Source organism: Variovorax sp. J31P207 (genome assembly GCF_030316965.1).
Taxonomy (GTDB): domain Bacteria; phylum Pseudomonadota; class Gammaproteobacteria; order Burkholderiales; family Burkholderiaceae_C; genus Variovorax; species Variovorax ginsengisoli_B.
On the sequence record NZ_JASZYN010000004.1, the window covers coordinates 439,189 to 457,859 of the forward strand.

The following is an 18,671-nucleotide window of genomic DNA, read 5'->3' on the forward strand; positions in this document are numbered from 1 at the left end:
CGTTCTTCAGAGAGAGTGACAACCCTAAAAACGCTATAAGAAATATCGTTCTCCAGACCTGCCGGAGCGCGCCTCAACGCGGCTCGCCGGCCAGTTGCTTGCGGCGGTTCTCGCCCTGCCGCGCGAACATCCAGTCGGGGTATTCGGCCGGCAGCCGGCTGACCTGGTCGAGCTGCGCCAGCTCAGCCGCGCTGAGCGCCACCTGGGTCGCCGCCAGGTTGTCGGCCAGCTGTTCGGCGCGGCGGGCACCGACGATCACGCTGGTGACCTGGGGCTGGTGCAGCAGCCAGGCCAGCGCCACCTGGGCCACCGAGACGCCGTGCGCCTGGGCGATCGGGCGCATCGCATCGACGCAATCCCAGGCCCGGTTCTTGTCGACCGGCGGAAAGTCGAAACTCACGCGCCGGCTGCCCTGCTCGGCCTGCTGCTCGCGACCGTACTTGCCGCTCAGCAGGCCGCCGGCCAGCGGGCTCCAGACCATCAGCCCGACACCTTCGCTCTGCAGCATCGGCACCAGTTCGCGCTCCAGGTCGCGGCCGGCCACGGTGTAGTAGGCCTGCAGCGATTCGAAGCGCGCCAGCCCCCAGCGCTCGGCGATGCCGAGCGCCTTGACGATCTGCCAGGCGGCCCAGTTGGAGACGCCCACGTAGCGCACATGGCCCTGGCGCACCAGCTGGTCGAGGGCCCGCACGGTCTCCTCGATCGGCGTGGCGGGGTCGAAGCCGTGGATCTGGTAGAGGTCGACGTGGTCGAGCTGCAGCCGCTTCAGGCTGGCCTTGAGGCCGTCCATGATGTGGCTGCGCGAGGCGCCGCGGGCGTTCGGCCCGGGGCCGGTCTCGCCGAACACCTTGGTGGCGACCACGACGCTGTCGCGCGGCACCTGCAGGTTCTTGAGGGCCTGGCCGGTGATCTGTTCCGACAGGCCGCCCGAATAGACGTCGGCGGTGTCGATGAAGTTGATGCCGGCGTCGAGCGCCTGGCCGACCAGGCGCTCGGCGTCGGCCTGCTGCAGGTCGCCGATCTGGCTCCAGATGCCGTCGCTGCCGCCGAAGGTCATGGTGCCGAGGCAGAGTTCGGAAACGAAAAGGCCGGTGCGGCCCAGGGGACGGTTGCGCATCGAGAACACTCCTTGTGTCGAAGCGGCAGAGCATAGGCGCGTACGGCCGATCGTGCAGGCGGCCGCCCTCCGCATCCTTCGGGCAGCCCGAAACGTCATTGCCTGGTGAACAATGAGACCGGCCTCGCCGGAGAAAGGCTCCATCATGAAACGCATGGTCCGCTACAAGCTCAAGGCCGATCGGGTCGACGAGAACGAGCGCCTGGTCCGGGCGGTGTACCAGGAACTCGCCGAGCGCCGGCCGGCCGGCCTGCGCTACGCCACCTTCAAGCTCGAGGACGGCGTGAGCTTCGTCCACATCGCCTCGCACGAGGCGCCGGACGGCAGCAACCTGCTGACCGCCCTGCCCGCCTTCAAGGCCTTCGTGGCGGGCGTGCGCGAGCGCTGCGAAGAGCCGCCCGTCACGGTCGAGATCAGCGAAATCGGCTCCTATGGCTTCTTCGGGTCCTGAGGCGCCCGAGGCGCTGATCGCCACCCTCGAAGAGGCGCGGCGCCAGTTCCTCGCGCTGGTCGACGACATCCGGCCCGACCTGCACCGCTACGCCACGCGCATGACCGGATCGGTCGCAGATGGCGAGGACGTGGTGCAGGACACGCTGGCGCGGGCCTGCTTCGAACTCGCCCAGCACAAGGCGATGCCGCCGCTGCGCCCCTGGCTGTTTCGCATCGCCCACAACCGCGCCATCGACCATTGGCGGCGCGAGGCCCATCGGCGGGCCGAGCCGCTCGAAGCGGCGCTCGAGCTCGCCGACGATGCGGCGCTCGAGCCCGACAATGCGCTGGCGCGCGAGCAGGCCGTGCGGGCCGCGCTGCGCAGCTTCCTGCAGCTGGCGCCGGCGCAGCGCGGCTGCGTCATCCTGAAGGACGTGCTCGACCATTCGCTCGAAGAGATCGCCGCCGAACTCGAGCTCAGCGTGCCGGCCGTGAAGGCAGCGCTGCATCGCGGACGCGGCCTGCTGCGGCAGTTGCCGGCCACCACGCCGGACGCGGCGCCGGCGCGCACCGCGACGCCCGAGCTGCTGCACTACGCCCGCTTGTTCAACGCCCGCGACTGGGACGGCGTGCGCGCCCTGCTGGCCGACGACGTGCGGCTGGACCTGGTGTCGCGCCGCAAGGCCGCGGGGCGGCGCGAGGTCGGCGTGTACTTCTCGAACTACGAGCGCCTCGACGACTGGCGGCTCGTGCCCGCATGGCTGGACGGCCGCGCGGTGCTGGCCGTGCTGCCGGGCCGCGGCGACGGTCCGCCCGGCTATTTCATCGAGCTGCAGTGGCGCGACGGGTGGCTCTGCCTGATCCGCGACTTCCGCCACGTGCCCTACATCGCGCGCGACGCCGATCTCGTGCTCGCGCCCTGAGCAGAGCGGTGCTCAGGTCGGATCGTCCGCCGGATCCGGCTGCGCGTCTTCGCGCCGGCCCGACCCCTTCTTGCGCCCCCGGGCCGCCTTCTTCGCGGCGCGCTCGGCATCGAGCAGCTGTCCGGCCGCCAGCCACTGCGCGAACTCCCCGGGCGTCTCCAGCGTGATGCGACCAATGTTGCCGCTGCGGAATTCGTTCATCACGATCTCCGCCGCCTTCTGCAGGTTGACCCGGCCCTTGCCGAGCAGCGCGCCGCGCTTGCGGCCGATCGCCTCGAGCACCTCTTCGTCGCTCAGCGCACCGATCGGATCGATCTTGAAACGCGCCTCGACCAGGCCCGCGTAGTGGCCCTTGAGATAGTCGAGCAGTTCGAGCGCCACCTCTTCCTCGTCGAAGGCATTGCGCCCGACGGCGCCGCTGGCCGCCAGGTTGTAGCCGCTCTTGGCGACGATGATGCGCGGCCACAGCATGCCCGGCGTGTCCCACAGGTAGAAGTCGTCGGCCAGCGTGATGCGCTGCTCCAGCTTGGTGATGCCGGCCTCGTCGCCGGTCTTGGCCTTGCGGCTGCCGGTGAGGGTGTTGATCAGTGTCGACTTGCCGACATTGGGAATGCCGCAGATCAGCACCCGCATCGGCTTGGCCATGCCGCCGCGGGCCGGCGAGAGCGCATGGCAGGCATCGATCAGCTGGCGCGCCGGCGTGGTCTGGCTGGCGTCGAGGCCGATCGCGCGGGTCTCGGGCAGCGCGTTGTAGTGGGCCAGCCAGAGCGCGGTGCAGGCCGGGTCGGCCAGGTCCTGCTTGTTGAGCACCTTGAGCCCCGGCTTGTGGCCGGTGAGCTCGGCCAGCATCGGGTTGGCGCTCGATCCGGGCAGGCGGGCGTCGAGCAGCTCGATGACGACGTCGATGTCCTTGATCCGTTCGGCAATGGCCTTCTGGGTCAGGTGCATGTGACCGGGGAACCACTGGATGGCCATCGGGGAAATTCTTTCTCTGTCTGCAGGATGCGGCCCGCCATTGTCGCCGCGCCGCGCGTGTGGTCATTGCGACCTCGACCACGTTGCCGAAATGCTTACGTATGGCACGCCCCGATCGGGGCACAGTAGGGTTTTGCGAGGAAAGGACCGCTCACCATGCAGATCCAGATCAATACCAGCAACGGCCTCGAGAACAAGGAAGCCCTGGAGCGCTGGGCCGACACCGAGATGCGCCAGACCCTGGCCCGCTTCGCGGCCGAGGTCACGCGTGTCGAGATCCACCTGAGCGACGAGAACCACGCCGCCAGCGGCGGCGCGGCCAAGCGCTGCGCGATGGAGGCCCGCATCGCGGGCCATCAACCGCTGGCCGTGAGCCACCAGGCGGCCGGACTCGACGAGGCCTTCCGCGGCGCCGCCGACAAGCTCAAGCGCGCCCTCGACAGCACCCTGGGCCGGCTCTATGGCCACCGCGACCGCGACTCGATCCGCAAGGACGGCGACGCGGTGGTCGAATAAGGACGGCCCGCGCATGCCCGGGCCGCATCATCAGTGCCGGCCGGCGTTCGCCATCGCCTTGCCGACCTCGTTGCTGCCTTGTGCGGCGCCGCTCTGCGGGACGATCTCGCCGCTGCGGTCGGTCACTTCGGCCAGCCGCTCGGCGAGCCGCTCCGGCGCATCGCCGCCGAGGCCGATCCAGGCGCCATTCGTCAAGGTGATGTGGGCCGACTCGAAGCTGCCCGCGCCGGCGCACAGGATCGTGCGGTTCGGCGCCTCCTGGCCCGCCAGCACCAGCATCGCCGGCACCACGGCCTCGGGCTTCAAGGCCTCGAGCACGGCTTCGGGCATCAGGTCCTCGGTCATCCGGGTGGCGGCGGTCGGCGCCAGGCAGTTGACGCGAATGTCATTCTTCGCGCCCTCGATCGACAAGGTCTGCATCAGGCCCACCAGCGCCAGCTTGGCGGCGCCGTAGTTGCTCTGGCCGAAGTTGCCGTACAGGCCCGAGGACGAGGTGGTCATCACGATGCGGCCGTATTTCTGCTCGTTCATGAGCGCCCAGACCGCCTTGGTGCAATGCACGGCGCCCATCAGGTGGACGTCCATCACCAGCCGGAAGTCGGCCAGGTCCATCTTGGCGAAGCTCTTGTCGCGCAGGATGCCGGCGTTGTTGACCAGGATGTCGACCCGGCCCCAGGTGGCGACCGCCTGCGCGACCATCGCCTGCACGGCCTCGAAATCGGTCACCGAGGCGCCATTGGCGATCGCCTCGCCGCCGGCGGCCCGGATCTCGTCGACCACCGCCTGGGCCGCGCTGACCGAGCCGCCGGAGCCGTCGCGGGCACCGCCGAGGTCGTTGACCACCACCTTGGCGCCGCGCGCCGCCAATGCCAGCGCGTGCTGGCGGCCCAGCCCGCCGCCGGCGCCGGTGACGATGGCCACGCGGCCCTTGAAATCGATGCTGCTCATGCTTTCAGTGCTTTCGTAGGAGTCGTTGACGCGACGCGTTTTACCCCAGAAAGCGAGCCGTCCGGCCGGCGAAGCGGGAAGATCAGTCGTTTTGGCGACTCAGGCGCTCGCAGTAGTCGAGCAGCAGGTCGATTTCGCCCGACTTGTCGAAGAAGGCGTCGGCACCCAGCGCCTTGGAGCGGGCGCGCACGTCCGGGGTGGCGTAGTTGCTGACCACCAGCACCTTCTGGTGGGCGGCCCGCTGGCGGCAGGCGTCGACCACGCCGAGCCCGTTGCCCTGGTCAAGGAAGAGATCGACGATGGCCACGTCCCAGCTCTCGCCGTGCTGGCGCAGCCAGGCCACGGCCTCGTCTTCGCCGCTGGCGTGCGCGACCACGGTGGCATCGACGATCTCTTCGAGAAAGCCGACCAGGTTCTCGCGGATCACGGGGTTGTCTTCGACCAGGTAGGTCTTGAAGGTCATGGTGGGATGTCAACAAAGGACGGTATGTGTCTCTGTTGCCATCATCCCCATCGCCGCGCTCCCGCGGGTGGGCCATGGCGGCCAATGCGGGTAGGCAGCCGCCTACCCCATGCCCCGCTCAGAGGGCGGCGCGCTGGCTCACCGGTTCGGCCGGCGTCTCGGCCCAGTGGTTCTTGAAGCCGAGCCGCGCCGGCGACACGTACTGCTCGCGATAGATCTCGAACGGCATGCTGTCGCTGGCCTCGATCCGCTTCTGGGCCTCGAGCGAGGTCTGGGTCATGCGCTCGAAGAGGGTCCGCTGCGCATCCGCGAACGGCAGCGCGAGCAGCGCCTCGCGGGTGGCCTCGGAGCGGGCACGCACGAAGCCGACGAAGGAATCGCCGTGGGCCTTCATGGCCTCGAGCACGCGGGCCGACGGCAGCACGGCCGGGTCGCCGAGCGCCGCGCCGGCCGCGCGCACCGCATCGGCATGCTGCGTGCCACCGTGCGCCGCATCGAGTGCGGCGGCGATCGGGCCGAACTGCTCCAGCAGCTCGGCGCCCCACTCGGTCAGCCCGGCCTCGCGGCCGCCGCGCCGCAGCCGCAGGCCGGGCTCGCGCCCGCGGGCGGCGGTCAGGTGCTGGTTGTGCGCCAGGTCGGCGATCTCTTCGCGGGTGTCCGGCGGACTGTCGGACAGCAGGCAGTGCAGCAGGAAGACATCGAGGAAGCGCATGGTCTGGGCATTGATGCCGACCGGCTCGAAGGGGTCGAGGTCCATCAGGCGGACCTCGACGTACTCGACGCCGCGCTCGCGCAACGCGTGCAGCGGGCGCTCGCCCGGGTAGATCACGCGCTTCGGGCGGATCGTGCCGTAGAACTCGTTCTCGATCTGCAGCAGGCTGGTGGCGAGCTGGTTGTAGTCGCCGCCCAGGTTGCGGATGCCGATCGCCTCGTAGGCCGGCCAGGGCCGGGTCAGCGCATCCTGCAGCGAGGCGCCGTAGCCGTCGAGGCTGTTGTAGCTCACCGCCAGCGAGGCCTGCGCGTCGCTCTGGTAGCCCAGCCGGCCCATCCGCAGCGAGGTGCCGTGCGGCATGTGCATGCTGCCCTCGCCCAGCGGCTGCAACTCGTGCGGCCGGCCGTCGACGAAGCTCGAACACAGCGCCGGCGAGGCGCCGAACAGATACAGCAGCAGGAAGGCGTGGCGGCGGAAGTTGCGGATCAGCGCAAAGTATTGTTCGCTCGACACGTCCGGCAGCGACCAGTTGTAGTGAATGCCCGAGATGGTCTGCATGCGCCGCCCGTAGCGATGGCTCAGGCCCATGCGGTAGACGCTCTTGGCGCGGCCGACATTGGACGATCCGTAGCGCCCGATCGGGATGGTTTCGTCGGTCGGCAGGCCGCAGGGCATGCTCGACACCCACAGGCGCTCGTCGCCGGCTTCATCGAGCACGCGGTAGGTGAACTGGTGCACGCGCACCAGTTCGTCCAATGCCGTATCGACGTCCGCATGGGCGCCGGTGATCAGCTCCAGCTGGGATTCGCTGAAATCGGTCGTGATGTGGGGGTGCGTGAGCGCCGAGCCCAGCGCCGCGGGATGCGGCGTCAGGGCCAGCTTGCCATCGGGTTGCGCCCGCAGGCTTTCCTTCTCGATCCCGCGCCGCACCCCCCGGAGCCGCGCGGGCGAGAGCGCGTCCAGGCGCTCCTTGAAGTTACTCATTTAGTTATCACCCATCGTTCTTTCGTGGGGACGGAAGGTAGCATGACCGGAAAAGGCGCGCAGGCGGACTGAAATCCGCCGCCAGCGCCCCCTTTTCAGCCCAGCACCCGGACCAGGAAACGGTTCAGGTCGGCGATTTCCTCCATGCAGACCGAGTGCTCCATGGGGTACTCGTGCCACTCGAGGTCGTAGCCCAGCGCCTTCAGGGTGTCGCGGCCCTGGATCGCCCGGGCGATCACCACCACGCCGTCGCGCTGGCCGTGGGCCTGGAAGATCGGCGTCTGCTGGTTGGCCGGGTGGCGCTCGGCCGCCGTCAGGTCGGCCAGCGGCAGGTAGCCGGACAGGCCGACGATGCCGGCCAGCCGCTCCGGATGGCGCAGGCCGGTCATGAAGGCCATCGCGCAACCCTGGGAGAAACCGGCGATCACGATCCGGGAGGCCGGGATGCCGCGGGCCTTCTCGTTGGCGATCAGCGCCTCGAGGGTCAGCTGCGAGCGGCGCAGGCCGGCCTCGTCCTCGCGCTTGGCGAGGTCGGCGCCCAGGATGTCGTACCAGGCCGGCATGCGATAGCCGCCGTTGATGGTGACCGGGATCACAGGCGCGTTCGGGAACACGAAACGCACCGGCCCGACCGACGACAGGTCCAGTTCGTTGGCGATCGGCACGAAGTCGTTGCCGTCGGCGCCGAGGCCGTGCATGAGGAGGACGGTGGCCGTGGGGTTCGGGCCGGTTTCGATTTCGATGGGCGGATTTGACATGGCACCGAAGTTACCGCAGAAATCGGCCCGGGTTCCGGCAAGCCGGCAAGAATGGCGGCCGACCAACCAAGGAGACATCCCATGCTGACACTCATCGGCTTCGCCGCCAGCAACTACTACAACAAGGTCAAGCTGGCGCTGCTCGAGAAGAACGTTCGCTTCGACGAAGAGCTGGCCTGGATCGGCGAAACCGACCTGACGGCCTCACCGCTCGGCAAGGTGCCTTACCTGCGGACCGACCAGGGCATGCTGTGCGAGTCGGCCGCGATCAACGAATACATCGAGGCGGCCTACCCCGACATTCCGCTGCTGCCGGCCGACCCCTATGCCGCCGCCAAGGTGCGCGAGCTGAATCTCTACCTCGAGCTGCACCTCGAACTGGTGGCCCGCAACCTCTACCCCGAGGCCTTCTTCGGCGGCAAGGTCAGCGACGGCCTCAAGCAGAAGATCGGCCAGCAACTCGAAAAGAACATCCCGGCCTTCGGCAAGCTGGCGCGCTTCGACACGCCCTTCATCGCCGGCGACCAGTTCACCCTGGCCGACTGCGCCGCGATCACGCACCTGCCGCTGGTCGCCGGTGCGACCCGGCTGATCTACGGGCGCGACCTGCTGGCCGAACTGCTGCCGGCCTCGCGCGACTATCTCAAGCGCATGGGCCAGCGGCCGCACGTGGCCAGGGTCAACGCCGACCGCAAGACCAACACCGAAGCCATGCTGGCGCGCTACGCCTGAGAACCTGTCTGCGCCGTCGCAGCCAGCTGCACGCACTCGACGAAGTGCTGCGCGGCCGGGGTCAGCCGATGGCTGCGCAGCTTGACCACGCAGACGTGCAGCGGCGGCAGCTGCTCCCTGATGGCGACGCGCCGGATGCCGTGGTGCCTGAAGGCGAGCTCGACCAACGGCTCGACGAACAGGCCGACCAGGTCCATGTGGCCCACCAGCCCGAGCGCCACCGTGACCGACGCGCCGAGGATCACGCGGGGGGGCGCGGTCAGGCCGATCGGGGAGAACAGCGGCGCCACCACCTCGCGGCCCAGCTCGCCGTCGCCGGGCAACACCCATTCGGCCGCATGCAGCTCCCGCAATGACTTCGCGCCGCCGAGCGGATGGCCGTCGCGCACGCCGACGGCCAGATGGACCGGGAACAGGTCGATGGCCTCGAACTCGGCATCGAGGGTGCCGGGAATCACGTGGGCCACCGCGAGGTCGAGCTGGCCGTCGCGCAGCCGCGCCAGCATCCAGGGCAGCACCGCCTCGCTGAAGTGGACATCGACCGCGGGCAGGCGTGCGTGGTAGGCCTTGAAGGCGGCCGGCAGGATCGTGAGCGCCACCGACGTGCTGACCGCGACGGCCACCTTGCCGGTGGCGCCGTCGCGGATCTGCGCGATCTCGTCGCGGGCCCGGCGCATGTCGGCCAGCAGCAGCCTCGCGCGCGGCGCGAAGGCCTCGCCGTAGGGGGTCAGGCTCACGCCCTTGACGCTGCGCTCGACCAGCGGCGCGCCGACCTCGCGCTCGAGCTCGCGCACGATCTTGGTGACCGCGGGCTGCGAGAGGCCGAGTGTCCGTGCCGCGCCCCGGATGCTCAACTGTTCCGCCACGGCGACGAAAGCCAGCAGCTGGTTGGGCTTCATGAAAACCAAAAGTTATCGACGAAGACCAATTATTGTCTTTTCATGAGCACCATGTTTGCCTAGCATCCGCCCGCGACAACATCACGAAACATATTCAGATGAAACCTCCCGCTCTCAACCGTCCGATGACACGGCGCAAGACCATCGTCGCCACCACCATCGGCAATGCGCTTGAGTTCTTCGACTTCACGGTCTACGGCTTCATGGCGCTCCTGATCGGCAAGCTTTTCTTCCCGACCTCGACCGCCTACGGCCAGCTGCTGCTGACCGCCGCCACCTTCGGCGTCGGCTTCATCATGCGGCCGCTCGGCGGCATCGTGATCGGCGCCTATGCCGACCGGGCCGGCCGCAAGAAGGCGATGACCCTGACCATCTTCCTGATGGCGCTGGGCTGCGCGCTGATCGCGCTGGCGCCCACCTATGCGCGGATCGGCGTCGCCGCGCCGATGCTGATCGTGCTGGCGCGGCTGATCCAGGGCTTCTCGGCCGGCGGCGAGGTTGGCGCCTCGACCACCCTGCTGGTCGAGCACGCGACGCCGGCCGATCGCGGCTACATGGCCAGCTGGCAGTTCGCGAGCCAGGGCCTGGGCATCCTGCTCGGCGCCGTGGCGGTCGGCCTGCTCACGGCCACCCTCTCGCCGGCGGCACTCGAAAGCTGGGGCTGGCGGGTGCCCTTCTTCCTCGGCATGCTGATCGCGCCGGTCGGCATGTACATCCGCCGGCACCTCGAAGAATCGCTGGACGTCGAAACGCCGGCGGCACGGGCGAAGGCACGCCGCAGCAGCCTGTCGGTGGTTTGCTCCGAACACGGCCGCACCGTGCTGGCGGCCATCCTCAGCATCGTCGGCGGCACCGCGGCGGCCTACGTCGTGACCTTCTACATGCCGACCTACGCGGTCCGCGAACTCGGCCTGCCGCCCACGGTGGCGCTGTTCGGCGCCGCGCTCACCGGGCTGCTGTCCTTCGGCCTGGCGCCCTTCATCGGCCGCTGGTCGGACCGGATCGGGCGCAAGCCGCTGATCGTCTGGAGCCGGATCGCGCTGGTGCTGATGATCTATCCGGGCTTTCTCTGGCTCAACCAGTCGCCGACGCCGGCGGTGCTGTTCGCCGTGGTCGGCCTGCTCAGCATCACGCTGGTGATCCAGACGGTGCCGGGGATCACGATGCTGCCCGAGATGTTCCCGAAGCATGTGCGCGCCAGCGGCATGTCGCTGGTCTACAGCGTCGGCGTGGCGCTGTTCGGCGGCTTCTCGCCCTTCATCAGCACCTGGCTGCTCGCCGTCACCGGCAACCGGCTGGCGCCGGCCTGGTACCTTCTTGCCATGACGCTGGTGTCGCTGCTGGGCCTTCTGTGGCTCAAGGACTTCACCGGCAAGGACATCGACGCGGCGGGCGCCCATCAGCCCGCCTGAACCCGAATGACATCCCAAGGACCCACGATGCACACTTCCGCAGCCACCCGCCATTTTTCAGGCACCTACGCCGAGGCCCGGCGCAAGTTCCTCGACGCCGCCGCCGCAAGCGGCGCCACGGTCGAATCCTTCGTGCTCGAGGCCCATCGCGGCGCACTCGGCGAGACGCTGGCCACCGACGTCGCGCTGCTTGGCGCGACTGGCGCCGCCAAGCTGCTGATCGTGAGCTCCGGCACCCATGGGCCCGAGGGGTTCAGCGGGTCCGGCTGCCAGGTGGCAACGCTGCACGACGCCGACCTGCTGGCCCGGCTGGCCCAGGCGGGCGTCGCGCTGCTGCTGGTGCACGCGGTGAACCCCCACGGCTTCTCGCACCTGCATCGGACCAACGAGGACAACATCGACCTCAACCGCAACCACATCTCCTTCGATGCGCCGCTGCCGGTCAACGCGGCCTACGCCGAGGTCGAGCCTTTCGTGCTGCCGGCCAGCTGGCCGCCGGGCCCCGCCGACGAGGCCGCAATGGCCGCCTACATCGCGCAGCACGGCCTGCGCGCCTACCGCACCGCGGTGACCGCTGGCCAGTACGCCTCACCCGACGGCGTGTTCTATGGCGGCACCGGGCCCTCGTGGAGCAACCGCACGGTGCGTGCGATCCTGCGCAAGTACGCGGCGAACGCCACCGACATCGCCTGGATCGACGTCCACACCGGCCTCGGTCCCTACGGCCACGGCGAGAAGATCTACCCGGGCCGCAACGCGGCGGCCGATCTGGCCCGCGCGCGCGCCTGGTGGGGCGCCGACGTGTTCGCGCCCTTCGAGGGCAATTCGGCCTCGGCCGACGTCTCGGGTCCCGTGGTGTCGACGGTGTACGACGAGTGCCCGCAGGCGCGGGCCTCGCTGATGGGCCTCGAGTTCGGCACCCTGCCCGACCAGGAGGTGCTGAACCGGCTGCGCGCCGACACCTGGCTGCGCCGCCATCCGGACGCGCCGGCAGCCCAGCAACGCGCGATCCGCCAGGACCTGCGCGACGCCTTCTACTGCGACAACGACGAATGGAAGGGCATGGTGCTGGGCCAGACCCGTGTGGTGCTGCTGCAGACGCTGCAGGGACTCAAGGCCGTCTGAACGGCTGTCCGGTCAGCCGAACTTCGGTGCCCGCCGCTCGCGCAGCGAGGCCACGCCCTCGCGCACGTCGGGCCCGGCGAAGCCCATGAACTCGAGTGCCAGCGAAGCATCGAAGGTCGGCCCGGCCTGGCGCAGCCAGTTGTTGAGCGCGTACTTGGTGAAGCGGATCGCACTCTGGGTGCCGGCCGCCAGCCGGTCGGCCAGTTCGTAGGCGCGCGGCAGCAGCTCGGGCTCGTCGACCGCCAGCGAGACCAGGCCGATGCGCTCGGCCTCCTCGCCGCTCACCGGCTCGCACAGCAGCAGGTGGTACTTGGCCTTGGCCATGCCGCACAGCAGCGGCCAGACGATCGCCGCATGGTCGCCCGCCGCGACGCCCAGGCGGGTGTGGCCGTCGACGATCTTCGCGGTCTTGCTGGCGATCGAGATGTCGGCCAGCAGCCCGGCCACCAGCCCGGCGCCGACCGCCGGCCCATGCATCGCGCTGACGATCGGCTTGTCGCAATTGATCAGGTTGTAGACCAGGTCGCGCGCCTCTTTCCAGACCCGGGTGCGGACCGCGTCGTCGACCGACATCTGCTCGACCATGGCAAGGTCGCCGCCGCCCGAGAAGCCCATGCCTTCGCCGCGCAGGACGGCGCAGCGCACGCTGTCGTCGGCCGCTACGTCGCGCCAGATCTCGGCCAGCTCGCGGTGGCCGTCAGGCCCGGCCGTGGGCAGTTTGCCGTTGGCGGCGCGCATCTGGATGTCGAGCACGGCGCCGGCGTCGCCGCGGCGGGTGATCGACAGGGTGCGGTAGTGGCCGTAGTCCATGGTGCAGTCCCTCGGGTCGTCAGAGCTTGGCCGCGAGCTCGCGGCACTTCTGCAGGTTGCTGTTGAACCTGGCTGCCATGCCGGGCTCGCAGGCCGAATTGGTGGTCATGATGCGGCACATGCCGACCACCAGGAAATCCGACACGGCATCGGTGCACATCGGAAAGCGCGCCAGCGCCGGGTTGTCGCGCGTCTTGAAGCCCCAACTGTCGGAGAAGTCGAGCATCCGGCCCATCGCGTCCTCGAAATAATCGCGGTCGCGCGCAGTGATGGCGGCTTCCATGGCCGGCAGCTCGCCGCCCAGGAAACTCATCGCGGCGGCGGGAAAGCGGTCGGCGTCCTGCTGCGCGGGCGCGCCCGAGACGGCGAAGGCGAGCAGCAGCGGCGCAACGATGCGCCCGAGGGAAACGAAAAGTCGGGTACGAGAATGGTCCATGGGTTCGGGTCTGGCGATGGCTTCGGATCACCGCCCGGCGGGGGCGGCTGCTGGAAGCGTATTTGAACCCAAACCAGCCCCCCCGCACGCCCGCCTACCAGCGCAGCCGCATGCCGATCGAGCCCTGCAGCGTCGACTGCACCTTGGCGGCGCCGCCGGCGCTGTAGATCTGCCCGACTTCGCCGTAGAGCGTGGTGGTGGACGTCAGCGCCAGCGTCATGCCGGCGGCCACCTCGGTCGAGGTATAGCCGACCGGGCTGGCGATCGGGGTGCTCGCCGCCGGCCCGATGAAGGTCGCGACGTCGGTCCCAGAACCGGCACGGTAGACGTTGAGGCGGCCATAGGGCTGGAGCCGGCCGGCCGCGGTCATGACGTCGCCCTTGACGCGCACGCCCAGGCGGCCGATCCAGCCGCCGCCGGCATCCTGCGTCACCAGCGCGCCACCGATCAGCACGTTGTCGAAGCGCATGCTCTGGTGGATCAGCTGGGCCTGCGGCTCGATCGTCCAGCCTTCGCCCAAGGCGAAGGCCTTGCCGGTCTCGATCGAGGCCGTGAGGCTGCTCGACTTGCCGTCGATGTTCAGGTTGCCGTAGGGCTGCACGGTGTAGCTGTGGCGCCCGCCCTGCACCACGGCGTCGGCGTAGAGGCCGTCGCCGTCCATCCAGGTCGCATAGCCGCCGAGAAAGCGCGACTTCAGGTCGTTGCTCCCGACCGAGGCGATCAGCCCGCGCGCATTGCCGACCACGTTGGCATTGCCGTCGAGCGTGCCGACGTAGATGCCGGCACGCCAGGCGCCGCTGGCCAGCAGGTCGGTGCCGGCCTGGATGCCGCTTACGTGACCCTGGCTCTGGGCCGACGCCGGGCCTTCCTGCCGGATGTCGAGGTCGCTGTAGACCGCGCGCGCCCAGGCCTGGCGGCCGCCGGACGGGTCGCCGGCCGCCATGCCGGCCGCCGGCGCCAGTTCATCGCCGACGCGCCGATGCAGGTTGCCCAGCATCGCCAGGTCGGACTGGCGCAGCTGGGCCGGCAGCGCGGCGAACAACGGCACCTCGGCGCGGTAGGTCGGCACGCTGTTGACCGGCGACTCGGTCTTGCCCGTTTGGGTGTTCTCGAGCACCGGCGGGACCGTCGGTGGCGTCGGCGACGCCGTCGTCGAGCGCAAGTACCAGTTCTCCCCCGCGCCCGAGGCGTCGGCCGCATAGAGGAGGTATTCGAAGGCACCGGCATCGACATGGCCATTGGCCAGCGCGAAGGCGTCGCGCGTGGTCTGCGCCGTGGTGGTGGCGCCACCGACGGCGCTCACCACCTCGATGCCGTTGCCGGCGGTCAGGCCGCCGAGGCCGCCGAGGTTGGTGATGCGCACCGTGGTCTTGCCGCTGGCGCTGGCGCCGGCGCCATTGAGCACCAGGCGGTCGCTGAGGCTGCCGCTGCCGCCCAGCACGGTGCCGAGGCTCAGCACGCCGCCGCTGCCGATGTAGGCGCCATTCACCGTCAGGCTGCTGCCCGCGGCGGCGCCGAGCAGGCTGACCGTGCCGGCGTTGCGAAGCGACGCGACGCGCTGGTCGAAGCCGCCGGTGTCGAGCGTCGCGCCCGCCGCCACCGTGTGAGCCGACGCGGCGCTCAAGGCACCGGCCGCACCGGCCTTCAGCGTGCCCGCGGCGACTGTGGTCGCGCCGCGGTAGCTGTTGGCGCCCGAAAGCACCGAGGTGCCGCCGCCCATCTGCAGCAAGTCGCCGCTGCCGCTGACCATGCCCGCCAGCTGCAGCGTGTTCGAGCGGTTCAGGACCAGCATCGAGTCGTTCCGGATATTGCCCGCCACGCTGCCGGTGGTGCCGCCGTCGCCGAGGTGCAAGGCGCCGGCGACGATGGTCGTGCCGCCGGTGTAGCTGTTGTCGGCGGTGAAGGTCGTGCTGCCGGTGCCGAGCTGCGTCACGCTGCCGCTGCCGCTGATCGGGCCGGCCAGGGTCAGGGCATTCGAACGGTTGATGACCAGGGCCGCGTCGTTGACCATCGCGCCGACCACGCTGCCGGTGAAGCCACCATTGCCGAGTTGCAGCGTGCCGGCCGCGATGGTGGTGCCGCCCAGGTAGCTGTTGTCGGCCGTGAAGGTGGTGACGCCGCCGCCGAGCTGGGTCACGCTGCCGCTGCCGCTGATCGGCGCGCCGAAGGTGACGGCGTCCGACCGGTGGATCACCAGGGCGCCGTTGTCGACGATCGGCCCGTCGACCTTGCCCGCCGTGCCGCCCGTGACACCCGTGCCCAGCTTCAAGGTGCCGGCGCTGATCGTGGTCGTGCCGGTGATGGCCTGGTCGCGAGTCAAGGTCAGCGTCCCGCTGCCGGTCTTCTCGATGCCGCCCGATCCGCTCAGCAGGCCGGTGTAGCTGGCGTCGGCCGGCTGTGCGAAACGCACCAGGCCGTTGTCGGTGATCGCCAGGGGCGCGAAGGCGGCTGGGGTCTGGAGCGTGCCCGCGGCGTCGACCGTCATGCTGCCGGCATAGGCGCTCGCGTTGGAGCCGAGCACCAGCGTGCCGCCCGCCACCCGGGTGCTGGTGATGCCCGAACCGGGCAGCAGGTTCTTGTAGGTCCAGGTGCCGCTGTCCTCCTTGACCAGGGTCTGGAAGTTGGAGAACGCCTTGTCGAAGGTGCCGACCCCGGTGCCGCCGAGGGCCAGCGTGTTGCTGCCGCCGCCGCCGTCGATGCTGCCGGTGATCTTCGAGCCGTCGTGGATGGTCAGCCGGTCGTCGCCGTTGGCAAAGGTGAGCGAGCCCAGCACCTGGCCCTTGTTGGTGAAATCTATCGCCATCGTGCCGGACACGCCCATGATGTTGTTCGAGCCGCCGGTGAACGCGATGATGCCGGTGGCACCGTTGACGACGGTGTTGTGGCCCGAAGTGGCCTCGAACCAGAAGGCGCCGCCGCCGGCGCTAGAGCGGATCTCGCCGTTGTTGACGATCACGTTGCCGCTGCCGACCGGATTGATCGCCTCGGCCGTGCCCGACGAACCGCTCGACAGCACCTTGGCTCCCTCGGCGATGGTCAGCGTGTTGTTCGAGCCCATCTCGATCGTGTTGGCACCCGTGCCGTGGGGGCCGGTGGAGCCGTTCAGCGCCAAGTTCTCGACCGTGGCGTTGTCGTGGATCACGATGCTGGAGTTGTCGCCAATGCTGATGGCGGTGTGGTTGCCGGTGCTGACCTGGGCGTCGGCGTTCACGATCACCGAGATGTTCCGCGGCATGCCGGGCCCGGTGCCCACCGTCGCTGTCTGCGTGGAGCTGGTGTCGCAGGTGATCACGGTTCCGCTGGCAGTGCAGGCGGCCGCCGCGGCCCCGCCGAAGCCCAGCAGCGCGGCGGCGATCCCGCCCACCGCAACGCTACGCGTCGTCGTCTTGCCGGCACGCGGCGCCCGTTCGGAGGCCACGGCCCAGACCCGAAGTGAGGAATTCCAGACGACACTGAAAACGCGGTTCATGCTGTTGCTCTTCCGAAAATGAGAGGCCCGAAGGCCAAAACTAATACTTACGACTGTAGTATTTAGGTACTCTTTTTCGTTGGAACAAGTTCACGGATTGCGCACAAATGGTGCACTTTCGATTAACAACGCTATGGTTCAGATAGCAGCGATCCCAGCAGCCACAGGGCCGAACGGCGACCTTGCACTGGATCGGGGCTGGGGCCGACACTGGACCGGCCGCTGTCACATGGCCGTGACAGCCTGCCGGCGCCCTACACTTGCACGATGGCTTCCAGACGACCCTCCCGCAACCCGCGCATGATCGAGCGCGGCGTGCTGTGCATCCTCATCGGCGCCGCGGTGCTGATCGCCCCCAACTTCCTGAGTTCGCCAGGCTGGCGCGAGACGGTCGGCGGGGCCTCCGTGGTGGGATGGTTCGCGCTGGTGCTGGGCGTCGCGCTGGTGGTCGTGGCCCTGGTGCAGCGGGCCCGGGGCCAGGACCGCTGAAAGAACGGCCGCAGCCGGCCTGGCTCAGCGGGTCCGGCGCGCCCGCTTCACCCCTTCGACCCCGGCCAGCACGAGGGCGCCGGCGACGATCCCGACCGCGGCATTGGCGCCCATCGAGGCCAGGCCGCCCAGCAGGCCGCCGAAGTGCGCCGCCCAGGCCTCGAGCGCATGGCCCAGCGCCGGCACGCCGTGCACCAGGATGCCGCCGCCCACCAGGAACATCGCCGCGGTGCCGGCGATCGAGAGCCCCTTCATGAGCCAGGGGGCCGCGGCCAGGATGGCGCGGCCGATGGCGCGCGGGCCCGCGCCCTGGCGCTGGCTCAGGTACAGGCCGGCATCGTCGAGCTTGACGATGCCGGCGACCAGCCCGTAGACCCCGACGGTCATGATCAGCGCGATGCCGACCAGCACCGTGAGTTGGGTCAGGAAGGGCTGGCCCTGCACGGTCCCCAGCGTGATTGCGATGATCTCGGCCGAGAGAATGAAATCGGTGCGCACCGCGCCCTTGACCTTCTGCTTCTCGACCACGGCGATGTCGACGCCTTCGTCGGCCACCGCCTGCTCGTGCCGTGCCGTGTCCTGCGCGTGCTCTTCCTTGTGCAGGAACTTGTGGGCGAGCTTTTCGCAACCCTCGAAGCACAGGAAGGCGCCGCCGACCATCAGCAACGGCGTCACCAGCCATGGCAGCCAAGTGCCGATGGCCAGGGCCGCCGGCACCAGGATCGCCTTGTTGACGAAGGACCCCTTGCAGACCGCCCACACCACGGGCAGTTCCCGGTTGGCCTTGACGCCCGACACCTGCTGCGCATTGAGCGCCAGGTCGTCGCCGAGCACGCCGGCCGTCTTCTTGGCCGCGACCTTGGTCAGGACCGAGACATCGTCGAGCACCGTCGCGATGTCGTCGAGCAGCAGCAGCAGGCTGGAGGCCATCGCGCGGCGCTAGACGTTGCGCTTGAGGCGGATCTCCTCGATCTTCACGCTCCCGATGGCCGTGGTCTTGGCGGTCTTCATCTCGCGCTTGAAGCCGGCCAGTTCGTGAAAGCGCATGGCGCGATCGTTGCGCAGCGGCACCCAGACCGTGACCACGGTGCAGCCCTCTTCCTCGAGGCCGTCGCGCGCGGCGTCCCAGAGGGCGACGCCGACACCCTTGTCCCAATGCTCGGGCAGGACGTAGATGGCCCAGATCTCGCCGGTGGTCGACGGCGTCTTGGCATCGCGCGAGCGGTCGAAGCCGACGAAACCGACCACTTCGCCGTCGAGCACCGCGACCTGCACCTGCGGCTCGCTGAATTCGATGGCCTCGCGCCACTTGGCTTCGCGGGTGGCAGGCGCCAGCGCGCGCAATTCGTCCTCGGGCAAGAGGCCTTCGTAGGCGGCCCGGGCGGCGGCGGCGTGGACTTCGGCGATGGCTTTGGCATCGCGCAGGGTGGCGGGGCGAACTTCGTAGTCGGACATGAATGCGGGAAACGGA

Annotated in this window: 19 protein-coding genes; 7 read left to right on the forward strand and 12 right to left on the reverse strand. The window is 69.4% G+C overall.

All coding sequences use genetic code 11. The features are described 5' to 3' along the window. Positions 1 to 73: 73 nt before the first annotated feature. Positions 74 to 1,117, reverse strand: a complete 1,044-nt coding sequence (locus tag QTI68_RS16655; RefSeq protein WP_286522811.1) for an aldo/keto reductase — start codon at positions 1,115 to 1,117, stop codon at positions 74 to 76. A gap of 145 nt (positions 1,118 to 1,262) precedes the next feature. On the opposite strand from QTI68_RS16655, the gene QTI68_RS16660 reads away from it, so the two are divergent. Both QTI68_RS16660 and QTI68_RS16665 read left to right on the forward strand, forming a co-directional pair. Beyond that, the gene (locus tag QTI68_RS16660; protein ID WP_286522812.1) at positions 1,263 to 1,568 is read left to right on the forward strand and encodes a hypothetical protein; all 306 of its coding nucleotides are present in this window, start codon (positions 1,263 to 1,265) and stop codon (positions 1,566 to 1,568) included. Then, the gene (locus QTI68_RS16665; RefSeq protein WP_286522814.1) at positions 1,549 to 2,472 is read left to right on the forward strand and encodes an RNA polymerase sigma factor; all 924 of its coding nucleotides are present in this window, start codon (positions 1,549 to 1,551) and stop codon (positions 2,470 to 2,472) included. Before QTI68_RS16660 ends, QTI68_RS16665 begins: the two co-directional genes overlap by 20 nt. A gap of 12 nt (positions 2,473 to 2,484) precedes the next feature. On the opposite strand, the gene ylqF is transcribed toward QTI68_RS16665, so the two are convergent. After that, complete coding sequence (gene ylqF / locus QTI68_RS16670; protein ID WP_286522815.1) at positions 2,485 to 3,447, reverse strand: ribosome biogenesis GTPase YlqF; 963 nt, start codon at positions 3,445 to 3,447, stop codon at positions 2,485 to 2,487. 156 nt (positions 3,448 to 3,603) lie between these two features. Here ylqF and QTI68_RS16675 point away from each other — a divergent pair, with 156 nt between their 5' ends. Next, positions 3,604 to 3,963: an HPF/RaiA family ribosome-associated protein gene (locus tag QTI68_RS16675; protein ID WP_286522817.1), complete on the forward strand. Its 360-nt coding sequence runs from the start codon at positions 3,604 to 3,606 to the stop codon at positions 3,961 to 3,963. A 30-nt stretch (positions 3,964 to 3,993) separates the two neighbouring features. Here the strand turns inward: QTI68_RS16675 and QTI68_RS16680 are convergent, their stop codons facing one another. The 4 genes from QTI68_RS16680 to QTI68_RS16695 form a co-directional block, all read right to left on the reverse strand. Next, a complete protein-coding gene (locus QTI68_RS16680; RefSeq protein WP_286522819.1) occupies positions 3,994 to 4,911 on the reverse strand; it encodes an SDR family NAD(P)-dependent oxidoreductase in 918 nt (305 codons plus the stop codon). An 82-nt stretch (positions 4,912 to 4,993) separates the two neighbouring features. After that, on the reverse strand, positions 4,994 to 5,374 hold the full coding sequence (locus QTI68_RS16685) for a response regulator (protein ID WP_286522820.1): 381 nt from the start codon (positions 5,372 to 5,374) through the stop codon (positions 4,994 to 4,996). Positions 5,375 to 5,492: 118 nt separating this feature from the next. Then, positions 5,493 to 7,070, reverse strand: a complete 1,578-nt coding sequence (gene gshA / locus QTI68_RS16690) for a glutamate--cysteine ligase (RefSeq protein WP_286522824.1) — start codon at positions 7,068 to 7,070, stop codon at positions 5,493 to 5,495. A 95-nt stretch (positions 7,071 to 7,165) separates the two neighbouring features. Next, entirely contained in the window at positions 7,166 to 7,828 is a 663-nt protein-coding gene (locus QTI68_RS16695) for an alpha/beta hydrolase (RefSeq protein WP_286522826.1), read from the reverse strand. 81 nt (positions 7,829 to 7,909) lie between these two features. Here QTI68_RS16695 and QTI68_RS16700 point away from each other — a divergent pair, with 81 nt between their 5' ends. Then, the gene (locus QTI68_RS16700; RefSeq protein ID WP_286522828.1) at positions 7,910 to 8,560 is read left to right on the forward strand and encodes a glutathione S-transferase; all 651 of its coding nucleotides are present in this window, start codon (positions 7,910 to 7,912) and stop codon (positions 8,558 to 8,560) included. On the opposite strand, the gene QTI68_RS16705 is transcribed toward QTI68_RS16700, so the two are convergent. Beyond that, positions 8,551 to 9,459 (reverse strand): LysR substrate-binding domain-containing protein, encoded by a 909-nt coding sequence (locus QTI68_RS16705; RefSeq protein ID WP_286522830.1) that lies wholly within the window; start codon positions 9,457 to 9,459, stop codon positions 8,551 to 8,553. The genes QTI68_RS16700 and QTI68_RS16705 overlap by 10 nt on opposite strands. Positions 9,460 to 9,557: 98 nt before the next feature. On the opposite strand from QTI68_RS16705, the gene QTI68_RS16710 reads away from it, so the two are divergent. Then, the gene (locus tag QTI68_RS16710; RefSeq protein WP_286522831.1) at positions 9,558 to 10,871 is read left to right on the forward strand and encodes an MFS transporter; all 1,314 of its coding nucleotides are present in this window, start codon (positions 9,558 to 9,560) and stop codon (positions 10,869 to 10,871) included. Between the two features lie 27 nt (positions 10,872 to 10,898). Continuing rightward, a complete protein-coding gene (locus tag QTI68_RS16715; protein WP_286522833.1) occupies positions 10,899 to 11,996 on the forward strand; it encodes a M14 family metallopeptidase in 1,098 nt (365 codons plus the stop codon). 12 nt (positions 11,997 to 12,008) lie between these two features. On the opposite strand, the gene QTI68_RS16720 is transcribed toward QTI68_RS16715, so the two are convergent. From QTI68_RS16720 to QTI68_RS16730, 3 genes are all read right to left on the reverse strand, one after another. Then, on the reverse strand, positions 12,009 to 12,806 hold the full coding sequence (locus tag QTI68_RS16720; protein ID WP_286522835.1) for an enoyl-CoA hydratase/isomerase family protein: 798 nt from the start codon (positions 12,804 to 12,806) through the stop codon (positions 12,009 to 12,011). 19 nt (positions 12,807 to 12,825) lie between these two features. Further along, a complete protein-coding gene (locus QTI68_RS16725) occupies positions 12,826 to 13,242 on the reverse strand; it encodes a hypothetical protein (protein ID WP_286522837.1) in 417 nt (138 codons plus the stop codon). A 94-nt stretch (positions 13,243 to 13,336) separates the two neighbouring features. Further along, on the reverse strand, positions 13,337 to 16,711 hold the full coding sequence (locus tag QTI68_RS16730) for an autotransporter outer membrane beta-barrel domain-containing protein (RefSeq protein ID WP_286522838.1): 3,375 nt from the start codon (positions 16,709 to 16,711) through the stop codon (positions 13,337 to 13,339). Between the two features lie 267 nt (positions 16,712 to 16,978). On the opposite strand from QTI68_RS16730, the gene QTI68_RS16735 reads away from it, so the two are divergent. After that, a complete protein-coding gene (locus tag QTI68_RS16735; RefSeq protein WP_286522840.1) occupies positions 16,979 to 17,200 on the forward strand; it encodes a hypothetical protein in 222 nt (73 codons plus the stop codon). 24 nt (positions 17,201 to 17,224) lie between these two features. Here the strand turns inward: QTI68_RS16735 and QTI68_RS16740 are convergent, their stop codons facing one another. Next, a complete protein-coding gene (locus QTI68_RS16740) occupies positions 17,225 to 18,130 on the reverse strand; it encodes a DUF808 domain-containing protein (RefSeq protein WP_286522841.1) in 906 nt (301 codons plus the stop codon). 9 nt (positions 18,131 to 18,139) lie between these two features. Further along, positions 18,140 to 18,655: a GNAT family N-acetyltransferase gene (locus QTI68_RS16745; RefSeq protein ID WP_286522843.1), complete on the reverse strand. Its 516-nt coding sequence runs from the start codon at positions 18,653 to 18,655 to the stop codon at positions 18,140 to 18,142. Positions 18,656 to 18,671 lie beyond the last annotated feature (16 nt).